This is a genomic window from Mesorhizobium sp. M0904, from assembly GCF_040319475.1.
Classification (GTDB): Bacteria; Pseudomonadota; Alphaproteobacteria; order Rhizobiales; family Rhizobiaceae; genus Mesorhizobium.
In genome coordinates this window covers 43300-60986 of the sequence record NZ_JAMYOC010000013.1, presented here as the reverse complement: position 1 = coordinate 60986, position 17687 = coordinate 43300, and the positions used below count along the sequence as shown (strand labels likewise).

Below are 17687 nucleotides of genomic sequence, written 5' to 3'. Positions count from 1 at the left end.
GTCGTCACTTTCTCAAACCAATCAAACAAGGGTTGCACCATGTCATTGCTAACCAAGACCATGTCGCTGGCGGCCGCTGCCGCGATGGCCGTCACGCTGATGAGCAGCGCGTCCTTCGCCGAAGACGGCACGGGCCAACAGCTCTATCCGCTGTTTACCTACCGCACCGGACCCTATGCCCCATCGTTCATTCCGTTCGGTGCCGGCAACATCGATTATCTCCGCTACATCAATGAGGTCGAGGGCGGCGTCGATGGCGTCAAGATCCTGGTCCAGGAATGCGAGACGGCCTACACGATCGAGCGCGGCATCGAATGCTACGAGCGCTACAAGAATGGCTACAACGGCGCGCTGACGGCGGCAATTTATCCGCATTCGAGCGGCCTCGACGTCGCCCTCACAGACAAGGCTCGCATCGACAAGATCCCGATCGTCAGCCCTGGCGGTGGCCAGAACATCGCCACCGACGGTCGCGTCTTTCCCTACCAGTATCCGTTGGTATTCGACTATTGGAGCGAAGCCCAGATCATCGTCGATTACATCGCCCAGCAGGCGGGTGGCTATGACAAGCTCAAGGGGCTGAAGATCGCGACGCTCTATCACGATAGCGGCTATGGCCGCGATACGATCGAGCCGCTCGGCATCCTCGCCAAGAAATATGGCTTCGAGGATATCCAGATCCCCGTCCCGCATCCCGGCGAACAGCAGCAGACACAGTGGCAGCAAATCCGCCGTGCAAACGCCGACTGGGTCTTTCTGCGCGGCTGGGGCGTGATGACGCCGGTGGCGATCAAGACCGCGGCCCGCGTCGGCTTCCCCGCCGATCGGATCATCGGTGATATCTGGAGCGGTTCGGAAGACGACGCCCGCCCGGCGGGTGCCGCCGCCAACGGTTACCTCGCAGTCTCGGTTTTCCCGCCGGGCACCAACTACGGCATCTTGAAGACGCTGAAGGACAATATCCTCGACAAGGGCAAGTCCGACCTGAAGGACAATTCGAAGTTCGGCACGGTCTACTACAATTATGGCGTGATCGAAGCCATCACCTTCGTCGAGGCGCTGCGCACCGGCCACAAGAAGTTCGGCAACAGGCCATTGACCGCCGCCGAAGGCCAGTGGGCGCTCGAAAACCTCGACATCGATCAGAAGCGGATCGCCGAGCTTGGCGCGGAAGGCCTCATTAGCCCGCTGAAAACCTCCATCGACAACCACAAGGGCGAAACCATCGCTGCCAAGATCATCCAGTGGAACGGTCACTCCTGGGACACCTGGACCGACTGGATAAAGGCCGACGCCTCGCTGTTTGCCGACCTCATCAAGGCAAAGGCAGCCGCCTACGCCAAGGAAAAGGGCATCGAGCCCCGCGTTGCAACGAACTGACACCAACCCGCACGGACAGGATCGACCTATGACCATTGCAGCAAAAGGCTTCCTTGAGGTCCAGAATATGGAAGCGCTCTATGGTCAGGCGATCCTCGCTGTCCGCGACGTGTCGCTAAAGGTAGAGCAGGGCAAGGTCGTTGCCTTGCTCGGCGCCAATGGCGCGGGCAAAACCACCACGCTGAAGGCGGTTTCCAATCTGCTTGGACCAGAGCGCGGCAAGGTCAGCCGCGGCAGCATCCTCTGGCAGGGCGAGCCGGTCAGCGGCCTTTCCGCTTCTCGGCTCGTCGCCAAAGGTGTCGTGCAGGTGCTGGAAGGCCGCCATTGCTTTGCGCAATTGACGGTCGAAGAAAATATCCTCTCCGGCGGCTTCGTCCGCAAGCCGAGCCGGGCAGACCTGCACGGCGACGTCGAACGGATCTACACATGGTTTCCGCGTCTCAAGGAGAAGCGCAAGGTCAAGGCCGGCCTGACCTCCGGAGGTGAACAGCAGATGTTGGCCATCGGCCGCGCGTTGATGACCAAGCCGAGCCTTGTGCTGCTGGACGAGCCCTCGATGGGTCTCGCGCCGATCATCGTGCAGGAGATCTTCGAGATCATCCACATCCTCAACCGTGAGCAGGGCGTCAGCTTCCTGCTTGCCGAGCAGAACGCCAATCTCGCGCTTCGCTATGCTGACTTCGGCTACATCCTCGAAAACGGTCGCGTCGTTCTGTCGGGAACGGCAGAGGAATTGCGAGCCCGTGAGGATGTCCAGGACTTTTATCTGGGCGGTGCCAATGTTGCCAAACGACACTGACCGCCTCGCCCGGCCCGGGTGGAAGGCTAATTCCAGGACAATGAAAATGACACAGATCGACACGGCCTGGGGTGCAGGCCCCAGCGCTCGCTATGAGACGCTGGCCGAACGGTTCCGGCCGATATTTGCACAGACTGCCGCCGGCGCGGTTGAGCGGGAGCTTGGCCGCGAATTGCCAGTGGCGGAGATCGCGAAATTGAAGCAGGCGGGTCTGGGCGCGCTGCGCATACCCGAAGCCGAAGGTGGTCTTGGCGCGACGCTGCCTGAATTGGCCAACATCCTGATCGAACTGTCGGAGGCCGATTCCAATATCACCCAGGCGCTGCGCGGTCATTTTGGGTTTGTCGAGGATGTCGTCAACAAGACGGCCGGCGAGAGCCGCAAACGCTGGACCGAGCGCATTGCCCACGGCGAGATCGCCGGCAATGCCTGGACCGAGATCGGCGATGCCAAACAGGACGTCTTCTCGACCCGCATCTCGAAGAAGGGCGACCGGCTGGTGCTCAACGGCACCAAATACTACACCACCGGCTCGCTGTTTGCCGACTGGATCGATGTCGGCGCGACGGGGCTTGACGGCGAAGGCATCGTCTTGCAGGTGCGTCGCGACGATCCGGGCGTCGATGTCATCGACGACTGGGATGGTTTTGGCCAGACGCTCACGGCCAGCGGCACCACGATCTTTACCGATGCCACCGTCGACCCCGAGGATGTCGTAGTCGACGATGACAAGTTCCGCTATGGCGCCGCCTTCTACCAGCTGGTGCATCTTGCCACCCTTGCCGGTATCGGCCGGGCGATTGCCAACGAGACTGCTGCCGCCGTTGCCGTGCGCAAGCGTTCATACTCCAATGCCGCTGGCCCGCGCTCAAGCCAGGATCCGCAGGTGCTTCAGGTCGTCGGCCGCATTCGCAGCAACGCCTATGCGGCTGGCGCCATCGTTTTGCAGGTCGCGCAGGCCATCGAACGCGCTTACCAGGCACACTTCGCCGGCAACGCCGACGCGGAGGAAAAGGCCAACGCTATCGCCGAACTCGAGACATCGCAGGCGGTGACGGTTGTCACAAACCTGGTTCTTGAGGCATCGACGATTATCTTCGATGCGTTGGGTGCATCCTCGACCAGGAAGCCGATCGGCCTCGATCGCCATTGGCGCAATGCCCGTACCCTGTCGTCCCATAACCCGCGCATCTACAAGGATCGCATCGTCGGGGACTACGCAGTGAACGGCACGCCACCACCCTATCAATGGCGGATCGGGCGCAGCCCGCTGTAGGCTAGGACGTCATTGTAGTAGCACCCCCGGCCGGCGCCGGTGCACGAGGAGCAATGACGGTACTCTTCGAGACGGCTAAGGCGCGCAGTCGAACGCCGCAAGGTGCAAAAATCGCACGATTGATCCCAATGGTTGGCGAAGCCTTAAAATGTTTTTTGTGGCGATTTTCCCTGTAAAATCAAGTGCGTAGCGCTCATCGACCATTGAACGCCGTGGGTCCTTGGTGGTGCAGCGCGAAAAATGCCGCGCGACAGGATTGATATCGCCATTCTCGAGCCTTTGCAGAAGGACGGCGGACATCTAACTATGCGCGGACAGAGCGCTGGATATTGTTGGGCGGTCGCGATTAAGATTGGCTGAGGCAACGTCAATGTCTCCGGCTAAATTTCTTTTGAAGCTTCTCGAACACAAACAGCTTGCCTTTGCGCACGCTGTCTTCGAGTGAGCTCGCATTCGCCAGATGCGCCGCAATCGCACTGGCCAGCATGCAGCCCGTCCCACGCATCGATACGGCAAGGCGGGGTGTCTCGAAGCGGATTGGTTCTTGATCGGAGCACAACAGAATATCGGTCGATCGGGGTTCCGCCGCGTGGCCGCCCTTGATCAGCAGGGCCTTCGCGCCGGCTGCCAGCAATTCCTTGCCTTGCCTGATTGCGCCGTCCTCGTCGGTCGCTTGCTTCGCAGCTAGAATCGACAGTTCGATGAGATTGGGTGTGACGAGGCGGCAAAGCGGGAGTAGATCGCGTTTCATGGCCGCGATGGCGCCTGCTTCCAGCAGCGCCCGGCCTGACGTCGAGGCCAGCACGGGGTCGAGTACTGCCGGAACCTGCGGATTTTCGCGCAGCACAGCCGCGACGGCAACGACGATCTCGGCCGTTGCGAGCATGCCGATCTTGATGGCCGCCACCTGGTTGGCCTGCAGCGCAGCGCACATCTGATCCGCCACCAGGCTGGCTTGCATATGATGGATTTCCGTGACGGCTTCGTGAGTCTGCACCGTTAGCGCGGTGACAGCAAGGCAGGTGCGCACGCCAATAGAAGAGATCGTCTCGATGTCGCGCGCAATTCCGGCACCCCCGCTGGAGTCCGACCCACCGACGACAAGCACATGCGGTTCTCGCCTCAGCGCCATCGGTCTGTCTTTTCGATCCATTCTCGCGTGCGCGCTTCGGGATCGGCATTCAACGTGATGTCGGTGACCACCGCCGCGCTGTCCGCACCAGCCTCGAAGACACCGTCGAGCCGGTCGGGGTTGAGGCCGCCTATTGCGACCAATGGGATCGGTGCGACCCGGCGCTTCCACTCGCTGATCCGTTCGAGCCCTTGCGGCGCCCATTTCATCTGCTTCAGGATGGTGGGATAGATGGGGCCGAGCGCGATATAGTCGGGCTCGGCAGCGATAGCCGTTTCCAGTTCGAGATGATCGTGCGTGCTGAGCCCGAGCTTCAATCCGGCGTACTTAATCGCCAGCAGGTCGGCCGCAGCCAAATCCTCTTGGCCGAGATGGACGAAGTCGCAGCCTTCCTCGATTGCCGTGCGCCAATGGTCGTTGACGATCAGTTGGCAACCATGGACCGCGCAGACGCCGTTCGCGCGGCGGATTTCCGTCCGCAACGTGGCCTCGTCCCTATCCTTGATGCGCAACTGAACCAGCTTGACGCCAAGCGGCACCAGCCGTTCGATCCAGGCGGCGCTGTCGACGATCAGGTAGAAGGGGTCGAGCTTCATGAAAAAACTGCCCTGCCAATTGTCGGCGTCGACGGCACGGCGACGTCGCGCGGTTCGAGCATTCCCGAGTTGAAAGCTTCACGACCGGCCTCGACCGCCTTGCCGAACGCACGCGCCATGCCGACCGGATCGGCCGCCTTGGCGACCGCGGTGTTCAGGAGTACGGCGTCAAAGCCGAGCTCCATGACGGTTGCCGCGTGCGACGGCCGTCCGAGCCCCGCATCCACGATCAGCGGAACGCCTGGGAAATGTCCGCGCATCGAGCGCAGCGCCGTGATGTTGATCGGTCCGAGAGCGGAACCGATCGGCGCGCACCACGGCATCAAGACCTTGCAGCCCGCCGCAAGCAGCCGCTCGGCAACGACAAGGTCGTCGGTAGTATAGGGGAATACAGCAAAACCGTCCTCGCACAGGATGCGGGCGGCTTCGACCAGACCGAACACATCCGGCTGCAGGGTGTCGTGGTTGCCGATCACTTCGAGCTTGACCCAGCTCGTACCGAAGACTTCGCGCGCCATTTTCGCAGTCGTGACCGCTTCCTTGACGGAGTGGCAGCCAGCAGTGTTGGGCAGGATTCTGACGCCGAGCGAGCGGATCAACGACCAGAATTTTTCGCCGTCCCTGCCGCCGGCCATTTCACGCCGCAGGGACACGGTCACCACCGACGTGCCCGATGCCTGGACCGCATCGGAAAGGATAGCCGGCGAAGGATATTGAGCCGTGCCGAGAAGCAGGCGGGAGGGAAGCGTCGTCCCGAGAAGATCGAACATGGCTAGCCTCCCTGCATGGGCGAGAGGATTTCGATCCGGTCGCCGTCGTTCAATTGGAATTCCGCCCGGCTGGCTTTGTGCACGAGGTCGTTGTTGACGGCGGTCGCGAGCCAATCGCCCTCATAGTCAAGCGCGGCAAGCAGCTCGGCCAGCGTGGTGGCGGCAACCTCATGCGCTTCGCCGTTGACCATCAGTTTCATGAGCAAGCTCCTTGCTTCTGTCTTGACTGAAAACCAGGTCGGCAGCCTGGCGCGCCATGGCGGGGGCGAGGAGAAAACCGTGACGATAGAGCCCGTTGATCGCGATGATCTCACCGTTCGTTTCGACGCGCGGCAAATTGTCGAGAAAGGCTGGGCGGACGCCGACACCGGTTTCAACAATCTCTGCCTCGCCAAAGGCCGGATGGACGACATAGGCAGCACCCAGCAGCTCCATCATGGAGCGAGCCGTGACTGGTCCGGCGGACTGGCTTTCAATCATCGTCGCGCCGATCATGAAACGGTGGTCGGTGCGCGGCACTGCATAGAGTGGAAAGCGCGGATGCAGCAGCCTGACCGGGCGCGACAGCGAGATATCAGGCGTGCGCAGGATCAGCATCTCGCCGCGAACGCCGCGCAGCCTATTATCGGCTGCTGCCATTCCGGTGCAGTCGAGCTGACCATCGAAACCGCAAACATGCCGGGCATCGGCATCGAAGCGGAATTCGACGCCCATCGCCGCCAGCTTGTCATGAAGTTCCGCCATAGCCTGGCGCGGGTCGAGATGGGCCTCATCGGGGAAGAGCAATCCACGGCGGAAGCGGCCGGCGAGGTCGGGCTCCAGCAAGGCAATTTCATCTTCCTCGACGTGCCGATGGCCCGACGTGCGGCTGGCGAACCGGTCGAGCTCGCCAGCATCGCGCGGCGCGGCCACGACCAGCGTTCCGGCCCGCGTCACCTGGCCGGGCGTTGCGGCATCCCACCAGTCGGCGGCACCGCGCCCGAGATCCAGCACCGGCTGCTCGGCGCTTTCGCGCTCGCACCATGGCGCCAACATGCCGCCGGCGAACCACGACGCATTGCCCCCAAGGCCAGGCCTTGTCTCGGCAACGGAAACCGCCGCGCCGCGTGCGGCGAGCTCGAAGGCGGCGGTGAGGCCGGCAACGCCGGCCCCTTTGACCAGCACCTTCATGATGGCTCACCTGGCTGAGGTATGAGCGGTGCGCCGGTCTCGTCCGCCGGCAGGTAGAGATCGCCGCCCTCGCGGTATTTCGCCGCCATCGCCGCCATGCCCTCCTTCTGCGCTTCGGCGCGGATGTCGTGGGAAATTCGCATCGAGCAGAATTTCGGTCCGCACATCGAGCAGAAATGCGCCAGCTTGTGCGCCTCCTTGGGCAAGGTCTGGTCGTGGAAGGACCGCGCTGTTTCGGGATCGAGCGACAGGTTGAACTGGTCCTCCCAGCGGAACTCGAATCTGGCCCGCGACAGCGCGTCGTCGCGGATCTTCGCCGCCGGGTGACCCTTCGCCAGGTCGGCGGCATGCGCCGCGATCTTGTAGGTGATCACGCCGGTCTTGACGTCGTTGCGATCGGGAAGGCCGAGATGTTCCTTCGGCGTGACGTAGCAGAGCATGGCGGTGCCGAACCAGCCGATCATCGCCGCACCGATGCCGGAGGTGATGTGATCGTAGCCCGGCGCGATGTCGGTGGTGAGCGGTCCAAGCGTATAGAACGGCGCTTCGCCGCAGACCGCGAGCTGCTTGTCCATGTTCTGCTTGATCTTGTGCATCGGCACGTGGCCGGGCCCCTCGATCATCACCTGGCAATCTTTCGCCCAGGCGATCTTGGTCAGCTCGCCGAGCGTTTCCAGCTCGGCGAATTGCGCGGCGTCGTTGGCATCGGCGATCGAGCCGGGACGAAGGCCGTCACCGAGCGAGAAGGACACATCATAGGCGCGGCAGATGTCGCAGATTTCGGCGAAATGCTCGTAAAGGAAGCTTTCCCGGTGATGGTGCAGGCACCATTTGGCCATGATCGAGCCGCCGCGCGAGACGATGCCAGTGACCCGGTCGACGGTCAGCGGGATGTAAGGCAGCCGCACGCCGGCGTGGATGGTGAAATAGTCAATGCCCTGTTCGGCCTGTTCGATCAGCGTGTCGCGGTACACCTCCCAGGTCAGATCCTCGGCAATGCCGCCAACCTTCTCGAGCGCCTGGTAGAGCGGCACCGTGCCGATCGGCACCGGCGCATTGCGGACGATCCAGTCGCGGATGTTGTGGATATTGCGGCCGGTCGACAGGTCCATCACCGTATCGGCGCCCCAGCGGATCGCCCAGACCATCTTTTCGACCTCTTCGGCCATCGAGGAGGTGACAGCGGAGTTGCCGATATTGGCGTTGATCTTCACCAGGAAATTGCGGCCGATGATCATCGGCTCGCTTTCGGGATGGTTGATGTTGGCGGGAATGATCGCCCGTCCGCGCGCCACCTCGTCGCGGACGAATTCGGGCGTGACGAAATCGGGCAGCGTCGCGCCGAAAGCCTCGCCGTCGCGCTCAAGCTTGCCGTGCAGGATCTCGCGACCAAGGTTCTCGCGAATGGCGACGAACTCCATTTCGGGTGTGATGATGCCGGCGCGTGCATAGGCAAGCTGCGTCACCGCCTTGCCTGCTTTGGCTCTGAGCGGTCGGTGGCGGATGGGAAATTCCGGTGTCAGGCGTTCGCCCACCGCAAATCCATTGTCTTCCGGCCGGATATGGCGGCCGTCATAGACTTCGACATCGCCCCGCGCCGTAATCCATTCGTGGCGAAGCCGTGCAAGGCCATTTTCGATGCTGGTTTCGACAGTCGGGTCTGTATAGGGGCCGGACGGATCGTAGACGGTGACGGGCGGTTCGCCGGCCGTCGGATGGACGGAGATTTCGCGCATCGGCACCCTGAGCTGCGGGTGGATGGTACCGGATTTGTGGATTTTGCGTGAGGCAGGCAGCGGTCCCGTCGACACGGCGGGGGTGAGGGCATTCATCTTAAGGCTCCTTTGCTCGTGCATTGGAGACCCAGTTCTGTGCCGGAAGATGAAAAGACGCTTCTGTCGACCTGCCGAAACAGGACCTCGGGCGTAAACTCCCGCAAAGCGCTTGCACCGTCCCTACGCCAGTATGAACTGGATCAGGTTCAACGGGTCACTGCGCCGCGAAAGCCAGCAGTATCTCAGCCCCTTGCCGGGACTCCCCTGGTGAATGACTTACGTTGAACAAGCCGACGCTATTTTGTCAAGCGCATTTGGCCCATGGCGGCGATCGGCGACCACTCAAACCCAGCGGAAGCGCGCGCACGTATCGAGAGCAAGTCACGCCCCAGAGGAGCGCTGAAGCGCCCACAATAAGGCCAGCCCATGCGGATTCGGAACCTTTTCCAGCACGGCATTTTCGGGCTTGCCGAACCGACGTTGCTATCGCCCGATTGGGTGAGTTTGCTTTAGATGTCTGTCTTGCTCGTCATCGGCAATCCTTCCGCGTGGGCTAGACGCCCCGTTTGTTTCCCCACAGCAGAACATGAAGCTGCGGCAGTACACGCGCCTCGAACCACCTGTCGCGGGTCACCTTTTCGACCAGCCATTCCATGCGTTTCATCACACCGGCCATGTCGATCAACGCGTCTTCGTTACCGGGACGCGGCGGCGTGTGATTGCCGGGCTGGAGATAGACGGGCAATTGCGGATAGCGCGCCGCAGCGTCCTTGGCATAGGCATAGTCGTCATCGTCGAAGACGACGAGCTTGAGCGCCATCTGCGGCTTATCCTGCGCCGCCTCGATGCAGGCGTCGAATGCGGCCCAATCCGTCGTCATTCCGCTTGAGGGCGGCTTGGGGCTGAGCACAAGCACGTCGAGATCCGCGAACCATTGCTTGGACACCGATCCTTGGGTTTCCAATGCAAAGCGGTAGCCCTCACCATGCCCGCGGTTGATCAGCTGGCCAAGCGGCTGGATGGCCGGATTGCCGCCCGACAGCGACACCATCACGGGCTGGCCGCCGGAAAGCGCAATGACCTTTTGCCACACCGCGTCGGCAGACATCATCTCCCAATCATGGCGGAAGCGACTGTCCACCGCATACAGGCTGTCGCACCAGGAACAGCGATAATCGCACCCGCCCGTTCTTACGAACACCGTCGGCAAGCCGATCAGCATGCCTTCGCCCTGAATGGTCGGCCCAAAAATCTCGCTGACGCGAATTCCGGGATGCATTGCGCACGTCATGGCCGGTATTCCGCCCAGGTTTTCGGCGTCTCGCTCACCCGCACGGCGGAGGTTTGTGGTAGCCGCACCTTGCACCAGTCGTGGAAGTGCCTGGCCAGACATTCCGCCGTGACACGGTCATGCCCCAGGACGTCGTTAAGATGGCGATGGTCGAACGTCCCGTCGATGTAGTGCTTGAGCGCCGCCAGGTCTTGGTAGTCGCGCACAAAGCCATGTTCGTCCAGTTCGCCACCTGAAAGCTCCACTACGACGATGTAGTTGTGGCCGTGTAGACGCGCGCACTGATGATCTGGTGGCAAGGAGGTGAGCTGATGCGAGGCCGAGAAGTGGAACTCTTTGGTAATGCGGAACATCACGCGCTCCTTGTCTGGATAGCGTGGAGCCAGAAGTCCGCGTCCTCATAATCTGTCGGGTCGGCAATGCCGGCCAGATCGAATGCTTCGCGCCGTTCGACGCATGTCCCGCAGCGACCGCAATGACGTGCGCCGCCCTTGTAGCAGGACCAAGTCGCCTCGAACGGCGTGGCGTACTTTGCCCCCTCGCTGACGATGTCAGCCTTCGACATATTCACATAGGGAGCATAAAGGCCGATATCGGCGTAGCCTGCGAGTGCATGGTTCTGCATCGCCTGAAAGGCGTCGATAAAAGCGGGCCGGCAATCGGGATAGATGAAATGATCTCCGCCATGGACGGCAGTGGCCACCGCATCGGCCTTCCGCGCGGCGGCAACCCCGAAGGCGATAGCCAGCATGATGGCGTTCCTGTTCGGCACCACCGTGATCCTCATGGAGTCTTCGGCATAGTGCCCGTCGGGCACGTCCACACTATCAGTCAGCGCCGAGCCGCCTAGGTTCCCGCCGACATCGCGGATATCGACGATCTGGTGCGGAACACCCAGCCGTTTGGCGCAGATAGAGGCAAAGCCGAGTTCCTTTTTGTGCCTCTGGCCGTAATCGAACGATAGCAGGCCAATGAGTTTCTGCTCGGTCGCCACCTTGTGAGCGAGCGAAACAGAGTCCAATCCGCCGGAGCAGATGACGAGGGCATTCATGGTTTGAGTCCTTGTTTTGACCGGGTAAGGCTGCGACCGGAGATTTCTCTGCGCTCCCAGTACTCCAAGGGGGCGGTTTTGTGAATGCGTAAGGTGCAATTTAAACGCAACGATTCTGCCGCTCTTGGCGCCCAAAGGGAATACTGCGCAAGTTGTCCTTTATGCGCGATTGGGTGGCCAACAGGCAGAAGCAGCTGGTGTTGACTGTGTCGCCGTCAACCGTCGATAGCGCGGCGCCCTCTGGCCGCGGACCTTGAAGCTGCGATGAGAGGCGAAAGAAACGCCCGGGTTAGGTAGCCATCGGCGCTGGCCAAGGGCCGCTTGCAGGCGCTGACGGTCACCTCGATCACACCCGACTGGGCTTGCTTTCAGTTCTGCTTCGCTGTCCCGGCCGCCGTGATCCGACGCGTAGAGTTTATCCGGAGGTCAATTGGGGATTTGTGGCGGAATAACTCGGCGTGGATTGTCAGTATGGGTGCGATCCGAACTACAATGTTGTTGGGCCGGAATCCTCCATGCGCAGCCCGTCATCTGACGGCTCGACAAAGGGCAGCTTTCAATCCTAACGCAGTCGGCCCTACCGCCCACGCCGGCTTTGGCGCAGCACCCATGGTAGGCGCCGCTTCCATCGTCCCCTCGTCGCAAAGGCACATGTTCCTGCCCGCCGCTTCCTTCTACCGGTCCATCTGAGTGCAGCCGATGGGTGCGATGCCTCCGGATCCCACGCTTCCTCGACCGTCGGCGAGGTGCCGACACGGTCTTTCGTCGGCGCCGTGCGGCGTATGCGGCGCGCATAATCAGGGCCATGTTTTCGGCACCATCGGCGGATGATCTCGTAGGAACGACGATCCCGCGATCGCAGCATTTCCTCGACATCGCGCAGGCTCAGATTGAAGCGGAAGTAGGGCCAGACAGAACGGGTCACGATTTCGCTCGGATAGCGAACATGGACCATGTTAGGTCGGCGTTTGGCAAGGGAGCGTTGCGGTTTTCGGTATCTTCGATTTTTCGCCGCAGACCTTTCCCTACTGGATTTGCCAAAATTTGCGGTTGAAATTTACTTTTTCCGAATTGTTCGGTGATAGGGGACCAACACGCAGCTACTACTCTAGGACGGGGGAGTGAAAGAGTATGCAGCGCCTGTCTACCGCAAGGTTCGGTGACCTTCTGGCGGGAGATCTGCGCGCTTTTGGCGGGCCCTCGACGATCGAACCACTTGCCGGCCGAATCAGGGCGGAGCAGGTCAGTATCGTGCTTCGCAACACGCTTGTGGGCATGGTTGCGAACATATTCAATGCGGCCACTTTTGTTATGGCGGTTTGGGGCTCGCCCGACCAAACGAAAGCCGTCCTCTGGGCGAGTGCCATCATCGTCGCCGCTGGGTTCGTAGGCCTAAGAGCGAGATCATCGTTTCAGTCAGTCAAACCAAAGTCAGTGTCTCGCCGGACAACGCAAAACCTGGTGCGGAACGCGTTCTTGTTCGGCACCTGGTGGGGAGCACTTCCCGTTCTGTTCTTCAGCGGGGCAACAGGCGCAGCCCAGGTCGTCATTACCTGCCTGAGCGCAGGGATGATCGCAGGCGGTGCCGCTTCTTTTTCCACGATTCCTATTGCGGCCGTCGCGTACACGCTACCGATCTTCCTCGGTTCGGCGGTTGCGATTGTGGGGGTGGGGGACGCCGTCAATCTGCCCGTCGCAATCCTGATAGTGAGCTACGCCATCACGCTGTTTCGTGCAGTGCTTGCCCACGCAGTCGGATTCACCCAACGCTTCATTCTGCAAGCCGAAAGCGAAGATGCCATTCGCAGGGATGTTCTAACGCGTTTGCCAAACCGGTTCAGCTTCAATGAGCGGTTGGAGAACGCGTTGGTGGACGCAAAGCAGTTTGACCAACACTTTGCGTTACTTTTGTTCGATCTTAACAATTTCGACGAGATGAATGATCACTTTGGCCGAGCAATAGCGGATGCCCTTTTGGTCGAAGTGGCTGCGAGACTTCGGAAATCGACGCGGGAGAGCGATAGCATCGCGAGATTGGAGGGGGATGAATTTGCAATAATCGCTGCGCGCGATATCCGGCCAGATCAAATCAGGTCTTTGGCCAAACAGATCATAGATGCCATGCGGGGCCCCTTCTTGATCGAAGGGCGGGAGATATACTGCAGGCCCTCTCTCGGCATCGCTTTGGCGCCCACTGATGGTTTGGATGCCAACCAACTCCTGCGGTGCGTCGACACCGCGCTACACCGGGCGAAGACGCTGGGGGCGGGCTCCATCCAGTTTTTCAGCCCAGGCGACGATGAAGCTGCTGCAAGGCGCCATGCCCTTGAAAGAGATCTGGCTTCTGCGCTGGCCAATGACCAGCTTTCGCTCGCATTTCAACCCTTTCTCGATCTCGCGAGCGATCGCATTCGAGGTTTTGAAGCCCTGCTGCGGTGGCAGCATCCGACCCTTGGCGCGATCCCTCCATCGGAGTTCATATCTATCGCTGAAGAAACGGGTTTGATCCACTCCATCGGACACTGGGTTGTCAAAACGGCTTGTTCGGCGGCTGCGCGCTGGCCGCGCGACGTGCGGGTCTCCGTCAACTTGTCGGTAGTGCAGCTTAAGAATAAAGCCTTGCTGGATGGAATTGAAGTGGCCTTGGCTGAAGCCGGGTTGGAGCCCCGAAGACTGGAGGTCGAGATCACGGAAACTGTGCTGATTTCGAATTTTGAGGAAATGATTTCATTATTACAATCCTTAATTACGTTATCCGTCACAGTTGCACTTGACGATTTTGGCACCGGCTATTCGTCACTCACTTACCTTCGTAAATTGCCTCTTTCGCGGCTCAAGATTGACCGATCTTTTGTCCAGGATATGCTGACCGATGCGGACTGCGCCGCGATTGTAAGATCATTGATTGAACTGGCGCATGAGCTTCGAATTGAGGTAACAGCCGAAGGCGTGGAAACTCCACAACAGCTCGACTATCTGCGCCGCGTCAGATGCGATGAAGCTCAAGGCTATTTGATCGGGAAACCTGTGCGGATAGACGACATTCCGGGCATTGCCGCGGAGCCGTCTAGTCCGGACCTAAATACTTGAATTGCAGGCCCCGTTGCCCTTCGAACGCTTCACCATGGACGAGGGTCTGTCGAAGGCCGTTCTGGAAGTCTTCGTCACGGTCTACAGGCAAGGCTTGATCTATCGCGACACACGACTGGTCAACTGGGATCCGATGATGCTGACCGCGATTTCGGATATCCAAGTGTTCTCGGCGCGTCCTGCTACTGGTTGCGCGAGCGCTTGTACGCGGCATGCCCAACCGGCCCATCGCCGCCCTGTGGTCGCCGCCGAACGTGAGCGTCTCAGCGAGCTGGAGGGACAAAAAGGCCAACCACAAGATTGCGTCGGCCCGGATCTGCGAAGCAGCCTAAGGAAGATTTCAAACTCAGGCTCGGCACGCGGCGATAGTCGCGTGCCGTTGCGGTCTCAGGCTCCGCCAGCAGAAAACAAGCGATTTCCTACGTTTGTGGACAGTTCGGCAGAGCAGCTTCAATCCTGGCGCTGTCGACCTACCGCTCAGGCCGGCTCTGGCGCAGCATCCATGGCAGGCGCCGCTTCCATCGTTCACCTCGCGGCAAAGGAACGTCTTTCTGCCATCGCTTCCTGCTGCGTGTTCGTCGATTTCCATGCGGTGCGTGCGATGCATCCGGAACCGGTGCTTCCTCAACGGTTGGCGGCTCAGAAAGCGGTACGTCAGGCATGCTCAAGCGCCGGGCGTCGGATATTACTTCAGCGGTGGTGAACACGGGCAGAGAACGAACATCTTCGCTTGGAACAATCGGCTGCCGCACCGCGTCATCGGCCGCATCTTTCGTGGTCGCTTTCGCGACATCGTTCGCGACGGCGGCCAGGTCAATGCCGGCCCAGATCGACTCTGGCCGCTTCACCAGGCCACGCTTCTGTTTTATCTCGACGACAAAAGGTCGCTGCTGCTTCATCGCGCTCTCGGCTGATTTGGGGGATTTGCGAACGTCGTCTAATCCTATCGTACTCCTTCGTCCACCCGTCCCCACGCATTTATCTAGTCCGCCCCTATAGTGTCCGCTTCCGGCACGCTCTAGAGAAGCCAGGTCCTGCCGGATAGAATTGCTCGTCGCCTTCTGAAGGGCGGACACAGGATGTTGCGTAACTGCTCGTGCGCGAGATTGATGGTGTTGGCGCAGCCCCAAGCTCGGCTGCCGATCATTGGCGTTCGCCTCACCGCTCTGCGGTGAGGTAAGTCGCTCGTTGCAACCCGCAGCGGAGCGAAACCCGAGTGTATACAAAGGGGGCGGCGAAAAGCCTCTCGCACCGAAACGTGGCTGGCCCGCAACTCCTCGACGAGATGGTCCTGCCGGAAAGGCGCGACCGGCTCCGCCTGACCAGAAACGATCCATGCCGCGAGTGCTGAGCGATGCGGACGGGGAGTGTGTCCACTGCAGTCCTGTTTCATAGACAACTCGCGGCGGCTTCTTTCACGGCGGGGCTGATCGATCGCGCTCGCAGTCAACAATTGCTGAGCCCCAGATTTGTGCCGGTCGGGGTTCAATGACGGGGAAGGTGAAGGATTGACTGATAGGGTTTGCGGACCGAGCTTGTCGGTCTTTCGATCGAAATTGTGATCTGAGGCGCTTCCTCTCCCGCGTGCAGCTGAAAGACACGCTCGTCCAACTCCTTGTCCACTTCCGTCAGACGATGATTAAGGCGAAGGTAGTCCGTCCAGGTCGGCGTGCGGAACGTTTCTGTCCAATGCATAGGCTTCTGCAGGTTCCGCTGGAGCGTCCAATTCCGAGCACCGACGCGGCTGTGGACATGACGCCGCTCGCGCATGAGGTCGAGGAAGGCCTCGAGATCTGTCTCGGCTATCAGATATTCGACCTTGACCACGATCGGGCCGCTTCTCGGCTTCAGATTGAGAGCGACTGCTGGGGCATCGAATTCCTCCAAGGGATCGGGCTCGGAGTCGCGGCGCTCGCGAAGAGGAAACAGAACGCCGGCTGCAGCGACGATCAACAGGGCTGCAGCGGAGCCCTCCAGCGCCCAGGTCAGGGAATGGTTCTGGGAAACCGTGCCCCACACCCAGCTGCCGAGCGCGATGCCACCATCTATCAAAGCATAGTAGATCGAGATTGTGCGCCCCACGACCCAGCGCGGGCTCGCCAGCTGCACGCTCACACCGACCCCCGACCAGGCGGTGACCCAGCCCGCGCCGCCCAAGGCGAGTGCAATTGCCGCCACCCCGACCGAACTTGTCAGTGCCAGGGAGAGAGAACACGCCGCGCAGGCGACGCACGCAAGCCTCATCAGCCGCTCCTGCGACAAGCTCCGTCTGAACAGGCTGTTGGAGAGGCCGGCGAAGACGGCACCGGTCCCGAAGCCGGCCATGAGCGCGCCATAGGCAAGCGGGCCTCCTCCCAGCTGGTCGCGGACAACCACCGGCAGCAGCGCGAGTATGGCGATGCTCGCCAGGCCAAAGAGGGTTCCGCGCGCGATCGCTGCCTTGATCTCCGATGACATCGCCGTGAAGCGCAGCCCGTCATAGATGGCCGTCCTCATCGACTCGCGTGGAAGAGGGGACGAGCGAGCCTTCCACTTGCAGCGCCAGATAGTGGCCAAGGGTACGAAATAGGTGAGCGTGGTCACGGCGAATGCCGCCATAAGGCCGAATGAGGCAACCACAATGCCGCCGAGCGCCGGACCCACGGTCCGGACGGTGTTGAAGCCAACAGAAAGCAGGGTGACGGCAGCGGGAACATCGCGTCGATCCACGATATCGCCAACCGACGCTTGCCAGGCCGGATCATAGAGAGCACCGCCGCTTGCGATCAAGAAGCTGAAGCCGAGGATCATCCACGGACTGACAAAGCCCAGCGCCACGGACGCGGTCAGCATCGCTGACGCAATCACCATAAGGCACCGACCGGCGAACATGACCCTGCGCCGGCTGAAATTGTCGGCGAGAGCCCCGGCAAAGACGGACAAGACGAAGGCGGGCAGGTTCGATGATGCCTGCACCAACGCAACCATCAGATCGGAAGTCGAGATCGTCGCCATCAGCCAGCTGATGGCGACAGTCTGCATCAACCAGCCGAGGCTTGAAACCTGCGTCGCGAGCCAGATCGAACGAAAGGTGGGCTGCAAAAGTGGCCCAAAGGTCGTTGGTGCAGCCAAATCTTCGTTTGATCCAGCCACCCTACTCATTTTGCGAACCTTTGCTTTCCGTTATTGTCGCTTCCCATGTAATCTAGGCTGAACCGTGGCGGCTGGAAGAATAGATGGAACCCATTTGCCCCCGACAAATGGGGCCACAGTTCCTCCTGACCAATGGTTAGGCGGCCGAGACGCAGACGTGGCCGGCTCTCGCCTTCGCCGACATCCTGGTGAGCCGGGATTCACTAGTCGTTTGGCGTACCATGC

The 17687-nt window shown here is 60.8% G+C and carries 15 protein-coding genes, 1 pseudogene and 1 riboswitch; of the genes and pseudogenes, 5 read left to right on the top strand and 11 right to left on the bottom strand.

What is annotated here, in order from left to right:
* The first annotated feature begins 39 nt into the window (after nucleotides 1-39).
* Genes NKH80_RS15520 through NKH80_RS15510 form a run of 3 tightly spaced genes read left to right on the top strand, consistent with a single transcriptional unit; the run spans nucleotide 40 to nucleotide 3455 of the window.
* Nucleotides 40-1380, top strand: a complete 1341-nt coding sequence (locus NKH80_RS15520; RefSeq protein WP_352992298.1) for an ABC transporter substrate-binding protein — start codon at nucleotides 40-42, stop codon at nucleotides 1378-1380.
* Between the two features lie 28 nt (nucleotides 1381-1408).
* Nucleotides 1409-2179, top strand: coding sequence for an ABC transporter ATP-binding protein (locus tag NKH80_RS15515; protein WP_352992296.1), 771 nt, complete (start codon nucleotides 1409-1411; stop codon nucleotides 2177-2179).
* Nucleotides 2180-2225: 46 nt separating this feature from the next.
* Nucleotides 2226-3455 (top strand): acyl-CoA dehydrogenase family protein, encoded by a 1230-nt coding sequence (locus NKH80_RS15510; RefSeq protein WP_352992294.1) that lies wholly within the window; start codon nucleotides 2226-2228, stop codon nucleotides 3453-3455.
* 75 nt (nucleotides 3456-3530) lie between these two features.
* Here the strand turns inward: NKH80_RS15510 and NKH80_RS15505 are convergent, their stop codons facing one another.
* The 10 genes from NKH80_RS15505 to queC all read right to left on the bottom strand — a co-directional run bounded on the left by NKH80_RS15505 (nucleotide 3531) and on the right by queC (nucleotide 11240).
* Nucleotides 3531-3755, bottom strand: coding sequence for a hypothetical protein (locus tag NKH80_RS15505; RefSeq protein WP_352992292.1), 225 nt, complete (start codon nucleotides 3753-3755; stop codon nucleotides 3531-3533).
* A 67-nt stretch (nucleotides 3756-3822) separates the two neighbouring features.
* Nucleotides 3823-4587 carry a hydroxymethylpyrimidine/phosphomethylpyrimidine kinase gene (locus tag NKH80_RS15500; protein WP_352992290.1) on the bottom strand — a complete coding sequence of 255 codons (765 nt, stop codon included), beginning with the start codon at nucleotides 4585-4587 and terminating at the stop codon, nucleotides 3823-3825.
* The gene (locus NKH80_RS15495; RefSeq protein WP_352992288.1) at nucleotides 4578-5183 is read right to left on the bottom strand and encodes a thiamine phosphate synthase; all 606 of its coding nucleotides are present in this window, start codon (nucleotides 5181-5183) and stop codon (nucleotides 4578-4580) included. Before NKH80_RS15495 ends, NKH80_RS15500 begins: the two co-directional genes overlap by 10 nt.
* A complete protein-coding gene (locus tag NKH80_RS15490) occupies nucleotides 5180-5953 on the bottom strand; it encodes a thiazole synthase (protein ID WP_352992286.1) in 774 nt (257 codons plus the stop codon). The genes NKH80_RS15495 and NKH80_RS15490 overlap by 4 nt, the downstream gene beginning before the upstream one ends.
* A 2-nt stretch (nucleotides 5954-5955) precedes the next feature.
* Nucleotides 5956-6153, bottom strand: coding sequence for a sulfur carrier protein ThiS (thiS, locus tag NKH80_RS15485; protein ID WP_352992284.1), 198 nt, complete (start codon nucleotides 6151-6153; stop codon nucleotides 5956-5958).
* The gene (gene thiO, locus NKH80_RS15480; protein WP_352992282.1) at nucleotides 6122-7123 is read right to left on the bottom strand and encodes a glycine oxidase ThiO; all 1002 of its coding nucleotides are present in this window, start codon (nucleotides 7121-7123) and stop codon (nucleotides 6122-6124) included. Before thiO ends, thiS begins: the two co-directional genes overlap by 32 nt.
* Nucleotides 7120-8955, bottom strand: a complete 1836-nt coding sequence (gene thiC, locus NKH80_RS15475; protein WP_352992280.1) for a phosphomethylpyrimidine synthase ThiC — start codon at nucleotides 8953-8955, stop codon at nucleotides 7120-7122. Before thiC ends, thiO begins: the two co-directional genes overlap by 4 nt.
* 102 nt (nucleotides 8956-9057) lie before the next feature.
* Nucleotides 9058-9174: riboswitch (TPP riboswitch) on the bottom strand.
* A 277-nt stretch (nucleotides 9175-9451) separates the two neighbouring features.
* Nucleotides 9452-10189, bottom strand: a complete 738-nt coding sequence (queE, locus tag NKH80_RS15470; protein ID WP_352992278.1) for a 7-carboxy-7-deazaguanine synthase QueE — start codon at nucleotides 10187-10189, stop codon at nucleotides 9452-9454.
* Entirely contained in the window at nucleotides 10186-10542 is a 357-nt protein-coding gene (gene queD, locus NKH80_RS15465) for a 6-carboxytetrahydropterin synthase QueD (protein ID WP_352992276.1), read from the bottom strand. The genes queE and queD overlap by 4 nt, the downstream gene beginning before the upstream one ends.
* Nucleotides 10542-11240: a 7-cyano-7-deazaguanine synthase QueC gene (queC, locus tag NKH80_RS15460; protein WP_352992274.1), complete on the bottom strand. Its 699-nt coding sequence runs from the start codon at nucleotides 11238-11240 to the stop codon at nucleotides 10542-10544. The genes queD and queC overlap by 1 nt, the downstream gene beginning before the upstream one ends.
* A gap of 1131 nt (nucleotides 11241-12371) precedes the next feature.
* Between queC and NKH80_RS15455 the strand changes: the two genes are divergently transcribed.
* Both NKH80_RS15455 and NKH80_RS15450 read left to right on the top strand, forming a co-directional pair.
* A complete protein-coding gene (locus tag NKH80_RS15455) occupies nucleotides 12372-14330 on the top strand; it encodes a putative bifunctional diguanylate cyclase/phosphodiesterase (RefSeq protein WP_352992272.1) in 1959 nt (652 codons plus the stop codon).
* A gap of 22 nt (nucleotides 14331-14352) precedes the next feature.
* Nucleotides 14353-14502: pseudogene (locus NKH80_RS15450) on the top strand (class I tRNA ligase family protein); the annotation flags it as partial.
* A 1313-nt stretch (nucleotides 14503-15815) separates the two neighbouring features.
* Here the strand turns inward: NKH80_RS15450 and NKH80_RS15445 are convergent.
* A complete protein-coding gene (locus NKH80_RS15445; RefSeq protein ID WP_352992270.1) occupies nucleotides 15816-17471 on the bottom strand; it encodes an MFS transporter in 1656 nt (551 codons plus the stop codon).
* Between the last annotated feature and the right edge of the window lie 216 nt (nucleotides 17472-17687).

Excerpts from the sequence above, each read along its gene's own strand:
- NKH80_RS15515 (WP_352992296.1), top strand. The coding sequence starts at position 1,409 with ATGACCATTGCAGCAAAAGGCTTCCTTGAGGTCCAGAATATGGAAGCG.
- NKH80_RS15445 (WP_352992270.1), bottom strand. The coding sequence starts at position 17,471 with ATGAGTAGGGTGGCTGGATCAAACGAAGATTTGGCTGCACCAACGACC.
- queE (WP_352992278.1), bottom strand. The coding sequence starts at position 10,189 with ATGACGTGCGCAATGCATCCCGGAATTCGCGTCAGCGAGATTTTTGGG.
- NKH80_RS15455 (WP_352992272.1), top strand. The coding sequence starts at position 12,372 with ATGCAGCGCCTGTCTACCGCAAGGTTCGGTGACCTTCTGGCGGGAGAT.
- NKH80_RS15505 (WP_352992292.1), bottom strand. The coding sequence starts at position 3,755 with ATGTCCGCCGTCCTTCTGCAAAGGCTCGAGAATGGCGATATCAATCCT.
- NKH80_RS15490 (WP_352992286.1), bottom strand. The coding sequence starts at position 5,953 with ATGTTCGATCTTCTCGGGACGACGCTTCCCTCCCGCCTGCTTCTCGGC.
- thiC (WP_352992280.1), bottom strand. The coding sequence starts at position 8,955 with ATGAATGCCCTCACCCCCGCCGTGTCGACGGGACCGCTGCCTGCCTCA.
- thiS (WP_352992284.1), bottom strand. The coding sequence starts at position 6,153 with ATGAAACTGATGGTCAACGGCGAAGCGCATGAGGTTGCCGCCACCACG.
- NKH80_RS15510 (WP_352992294.1), top strand. The coding sequence starts at position 2,226 with ATGACACAGATCGACACGGCCTGGGGTGCAGGCCCCAGCGCTCGCTAT.
- queC (WP_352992274.1), bottom strand. The coding sequence starts at position 11,240 with ATGAATGCCCTCGTCATCTGCTCCGGCGGATTGGACTCTGTTTCGCTC.
- queD (WP_352992276.1), bottom strand. The coding sequence starts at position 10,542 with ATGTTCCGCATTACCAAAGAGTTCCACTTCTCGGCCTCGCATCAGCTC.
- NKH80_RS15500 (WP_352992290.1), bottom strand. The coding sequence starts at position 4,587 with ATGGCGCTGAGGCGAGAACCGCATGTGCTTGTCGTCGGTGGGTCGGAC.
- thiO (WP_352992282.1), bottom strand. The coding sequence starts at position 7,123 with ATGAAGGTGCTGGTCAAAGGGGCCGGCGTTGCCGGCCTCACCGCCGCC.
- NKH80_RS15495 (WP_352992288.1), bottom strand. The coding sequence starts at position 5,183 with ATGAAGCTCGACCCCTTCTACCTGATCGTCGACAGCGCCGCCTGGATC.
- NKH80_RS15520 (WP_352992298.1), top strand. The coding sequence starts at position 40 with ATGTCATTGCTAACCAAGACCATGTCGCTGGCGGCCGCTGCCGCGATG.